Origin of the sequence: Streptomyces carpinensis (assembly GCF_002154505.1) — a bacterium.
Lineage (GTDB): Bacteria > Actinomycetota > Actinomycetes > Streptomycetales > Streptomycetaceae > Streptomyces > Streptomyces carpinensis.
The window spans coordinates 1-4319 of sequence record NZ_MUBM01000662.1 but is presented as its reverse complement, the minus strand read 5'-3'; the positions used below and the strand labels follow the sequence as shown (position 1 = coordinate 4319).

The window sequence follows — 4319 nt, the reverse complement described above, 5'->3', positions numbered from 1 at the left end:
GCGCGCACGAAAGGCAATGGACAGGGGGCGCTGGCCAGAACTTTCGACGCAAGGGGTGCTACCACGAGATGGAAACCACCGATCCACCCGCCTCCCTGGTCTGCCGGGAGGTGCGTGACCGCAGGGGCCGTGTGTACCGGGTCGGCGAGAGCGACGTCGATCTCCTGGGCCGCCGCCGGATCTGGATGGTCGTCCTGCCCTGGCTGGGCATGACGGGTGTCGGTTGTGCCGCGTACGCGTTCTTCGCGGCGCAGAACGGTCTTCGTGAGGCCCACGCCTGGGGCGGAGACCTCTGGGGAGAAAGCCTCTTCGGGCCGACGGTGCTCTGGGTGTCGACCCAGGTGGCCGTGGCCCTCCCGGCCGGGCGGCTGCGGGAGAGCGGCCGGCTCTCCGCCCGCGCGGCCATGACGGGCGGGGCGTTCGGCATCCTCGTCGGGTGCCTCGCGCTCGCCTTCGCGCCGGACCTCGTGGTCGCCTGCCTGGTCTTCGGCGTGGTCGGCGGCGCCGGTGCCGGGCTGGTGCACGCGACATGCCTGACGCTGCCCGGCAAGTGGTATCCGGAGCGACGGGGCGGCCCGACGGGGTTCGTCGCCAGCGGCTGCGCCTTCGGCGCCGTGCCGTTCCTGCTCACCGCTCTGCCCGGTCCCGGCTCCCTGCTCGAACGGGCCGACCGGCCGGCCGTGCTCACCCTGACGGGTGCGGCGGTGTGCCTGGCGGTGGCGGCGGCCGGGTGGCCGCTGCGGGAACCGCCGAAGAACTGGTGGCCGCCGCACCCCGACCCGCTCGTCGTGCCGGCCGATCCCGTCGCCCGGCGCGTACGTGAGAAGAACCCACCCGCCGTACGCCACTACGCCCCCGAAGAGGCGGCCCGCACCCCGGTGCTGTGGCTGATGTGGCTCTGTCTGCTGGGCGCGGCCGGTGTCACCGTGCTCGACGTCTGCCTGCTGGCACCGCTGGCCCGGGAGGCCGGGCTCGGCGACTCGATCGCCCACTCCGCGACCACGCCGGCCGTCGTCGCGGGCGGCGCCGGGCTGGGGGCGGTCGGGGCGCTCTCCGACCGCCTGGGGCGCCGCACGACCCTGACCGCGGCCTGTCTGGTGCTGGGCACCGCGCAGTTCGGCGTGCTGCTCACGGGCCGGGCGGGCGGCCTTCCGCTCCTCGTGTGCTGCGCGGCGGCCGCCGGGCTCGCCGGCGGGGCGGTCCTCGTACTGGTCACCGCGATGGCGGCGGACCACTTCGGTGAGAACCACAGCGCGAGCGCCTACGGGCTGCTCGCCGGCGCCTGGCTCCTCCCGGTTCTCGTCGGCAGCGGCACGACAGCCGCCGCGGCCGGCGTCCGGGACCCCCACGGCGCCTTCCTCCTGGCGGGCTGCACCGGGCTCGCCTGCGCCGTACTGGCGCTGTTCCTCAAGGCTCCGGGCAGGCCCGACGCCCGGCGCATCGTCCCCAATCCCCACCCCCTCGGCGAGGAGATGGCCTGACATGACGGCTGATCCGATGGCAACAAGGAACACGCCGGCCGATCCCGGCACGGCAGAAGGTTCGTACCGCGAAGTCACCGACTCCCGGGGGCGGGTCTACCGCATCGGTGAGACGGACCGGGACATACTCGGCCATTCACGCAAGTTCATGGTGTATCTCCCGTGGATATCCATGATGGCCATCAGCGTCTCCGAGTACGCCTACGGCTCGGCGGAGGACACCCTGTCCAAGGCGCACGGCTGGACGCAGAGCAACACCTTCTGGATCCTCAGCGTCTGGGTCTTCTTCCAGGCCGGTATCGCCTTCCCGGCGGGCTGGCTGCGTGAGCGGGGCATCCTCACCGCACGCCGCGCGATGTACGTGGGCGCGGCGATGTGTCTCCTGGGCTTCCTGGCCCTGTCCCACCTCGACAACGTGATGCTGGCCATCATCGGCTTCGGTGTGGTCGGCGGTGTGGGCTCGGGCCTGATCTACGCCACCTGCATCAACATGGTCGGCAAGTGGTTCCCGGAGCGGCGGGGCGCGAAGACCGGCTTCGTCAACGGCGGTTTCGCCTACGGCTCGCTGCCCTTCATCTTCATCTTCAACTACGCCTTCGACACCGGCAACTACAACGAGGTGCTGGACCTGATCGGTGTGTACGTGCTGATCGTGGTGGCCGTCTGCGCCTTCTTCTTCAAGGACCCGCCGAAGAACTGGTGGCCCGCGGACATCGACCCGCTGTCGTACTCCGGCAACAGCAAGAGCGCGGCCAGCCTGGTCAAGAACCCTCCCGCGGTACGGCAGTTCACGCCGAAGGAGGCCATCAGGACCGGAATGCTGCCGCTGATGTGGATCACCGTCGTGATGACCGCCGGTGTATCGATCTTCGGGATCTCCTTCCAGGTCGACTTCGCCAAGGAGGTCGGCTTCGGTCCGCTGGTGGCGGCCTCCTCGATGGGCGTCATGGCCGTCATCAACGGCATCGGCCGGGCCGTGGTCGGCTGGCTGTCCGACCTGTGGGGACGCAAGTCGACGCTGGTGTTCGTCATCGTGGTCCTCGGGCTCGCCCAGTTCGGCGTCATCTGGGCCGGTGACATCAAGAACGAGTGGCTGTTCCTGTTCTTCGCCTTCCTCTCCGGCTTCGGTGGCGGCGCGTTCTACCCGATGTTCGCCGCGCTGACCCCGGACTACTTCGGCGAGAACTACAACGCCACCAACTACGGGCTGGTGTACAGCGGCAAGCTGGTCAGCGGTCTGTTCGGCGGCGGGCTCGGCTCCATGGTGGTGGGCGCCTGGGGCTACAACGGCGCCTACGCGCTGGCCGGTGGTGTGTCGATGGTGGCGGCGGCGATCGCGCTGCTGCTGCGGCAGCCCGGGCGGGGCGGACCGGACGTCCCGCCGGCCACCGCGACTGCCGAGCCACGGACCGCCGGCTGAGAGTGCCCGGCGTGTGGGGGCCTTCCCGCGGGCTGCGGGAAGGCCCCCACACACATGCCGGCGCGGGCGTGACTCCGGACGGATGGGAGCAGGCGTCTCACACGAGGCGGTGCGGGGCCCCGCAGGGTGCCGGGCCGGTCGTCGCGTACGGCCGACGGTGCTTCACGCCGGGTGCGCGGTGGCGCAGGGTGCCGTCCCGGCGGTCTCCCACGGCCGACCCTGCTTTCACGCGCGATGCACGGCGCCGCAGGCTACCGTCCCGGCGATCCCCCCCACGGCCAACCGCGCTTCACACCCGATACGCGGCGCCGCAGACTGCCGTCCCGGCGGTCTCATACGACCGACCGTGCTTAACGCGCGATGCGCGAGCACCGCAGGCTACCGTCCCGGCGATGTCCTGCCGCCGCCGGCCATGCTTCAGGCGGGTGAGAACAGGTGGTCGCTGATGAGCCGGGCCGCGCCGGTCACTCCGGCCTTGGGGCCCAACTCGCCGAGGACGATGGGCAGGTTGCCTGTGGCCAGCGGCAGCGACTGACGGTAGACCTGGGTGCGGATCGCGGCGAGCAGGGTGTGGCCGAGGCCGGTGACCCCGCCGCCGATCACCACCAGGCCGGGGTTGAAGAAGGAGACGAGCCCGGCGATGACCTGACCCGTGCGGGTGCCGCCCTCCCTGATGAGGTCGAGCGAGGTGGCGTCGCCCGCGGCGGCAGCGGCGGCGACGTCGACCGAGGTGAGCGTGCCGTTCGCCGCCAGCCGTGAGGCGAGTTCCACCGACAGTCCCTGCCCGGCCGCCTCCTGTGCGTCACGGGCGAGGGCCGCGCCGCTGAAGTGGGCTTCCAGGCAGCCCCGGTTGCCGCAGGCGCAGGGGCGGCCGTCGGGCACGACCTGGATGTGCCCGATGTCGCCCGCGCTGCCCGTCACACCGCGGTGGACCTCGCCGCCGACGACGATGCCGCAGCCGATGCCGGTGCCGATCTTGACACAGAGGAAGTCGCCCACGGACCGGGCGACGCCCGCGTGCTGCTCCCCCATCGCCATCAGGTTCACGTCGTTGTCGACCATGACCGGGCAGCCGAGTTCCTGGCTGAGCGCCTCCCGTACCGGGAAACCGTCCCAGCCCGGCATGATCGGGGGCGCCACGGGGACGCCCTCGGGGAAGCGGACGGGCCCGGGAACACCGATGCCCGCGCCGTCGAAACCGTCCGCCAGCCCCGTCTCCCGCAGCTTGGCGGCCATGGCGAGGACCTGCTCGAAGACCGCGACGGGTCCCTCGCGCACGTCCATCGGCTGGTTGAGGTGTCCCAGCACCTCCAGTTCGGCGTTGGTGACCGCGACGTCGACGGAGGTGGCGCCGATGTCGACGCCCAGGAAGCGCAGGGTGGGCGCGAGCCGGACGTTGTGGGAGCGGCGGCCGCCGC

The 4319-nt window shown here is 71.7% G+C and carries 3 protein-coding genes; 2 read left to right on the top strand and 1 reads right to left on the bottom strand.

Translation table 11 applies throughout. The features are described 5' to 3' along the window. Window positions 1-68 precede the first annotated feature (68 nt). Both BZY54_RS47660 and BZY54_RS47655 read left to right on the top strand, forming a co-directional pair. On the top strand, window positions 69-1481 hold the full coding sequence (locus BZY54_RS47660; protein ID WP_086731502.1) for an MFS transporter: 1413 nt from the start codon (window positions 69-71) through the stop codon (window positions 1479-1481). A 1-nt stretch (window position 1482) separates the two neighbouring features. Further along, entirely contained in the window at window positions 1483-2901 is a 1419-nt protein-coding gene (locus BZY54_RS47655) for an OFA family MFS transporter (protein WP_208640990.1), read from the top strand. A gap of 417 nt (window positions 2902-3318) precedes the next feature. On the opposite strand, the gene BZY54_RS47650 is transcribed toward BZY54_RS47655, so the two are convergent. Next, window positions 3319-4319: ROK family protein (locus BZY54_RS47650; protein WP_086731501.1), on the bottom strand; the 1001-nt coding region annotated here is incomplete at its 5' end.

Excerpts from the sequence above, each read along its gene's own strand:
- BZY54_RS47660 (WP_086731502.1), top strand. The coding sequence starts at position 69 with ATGGAAACCACCGATCCACCCGCCTCCCTGGTCTGCCGGGAGGTGCGT.
- BZY54_RS47655 (WP_208640990.1), top strand. The coding sequence starts at position 1,483 with ATGACGGCTGATCCGATGGCAACAAGGAACACGCCGGCCGATCCCGGC.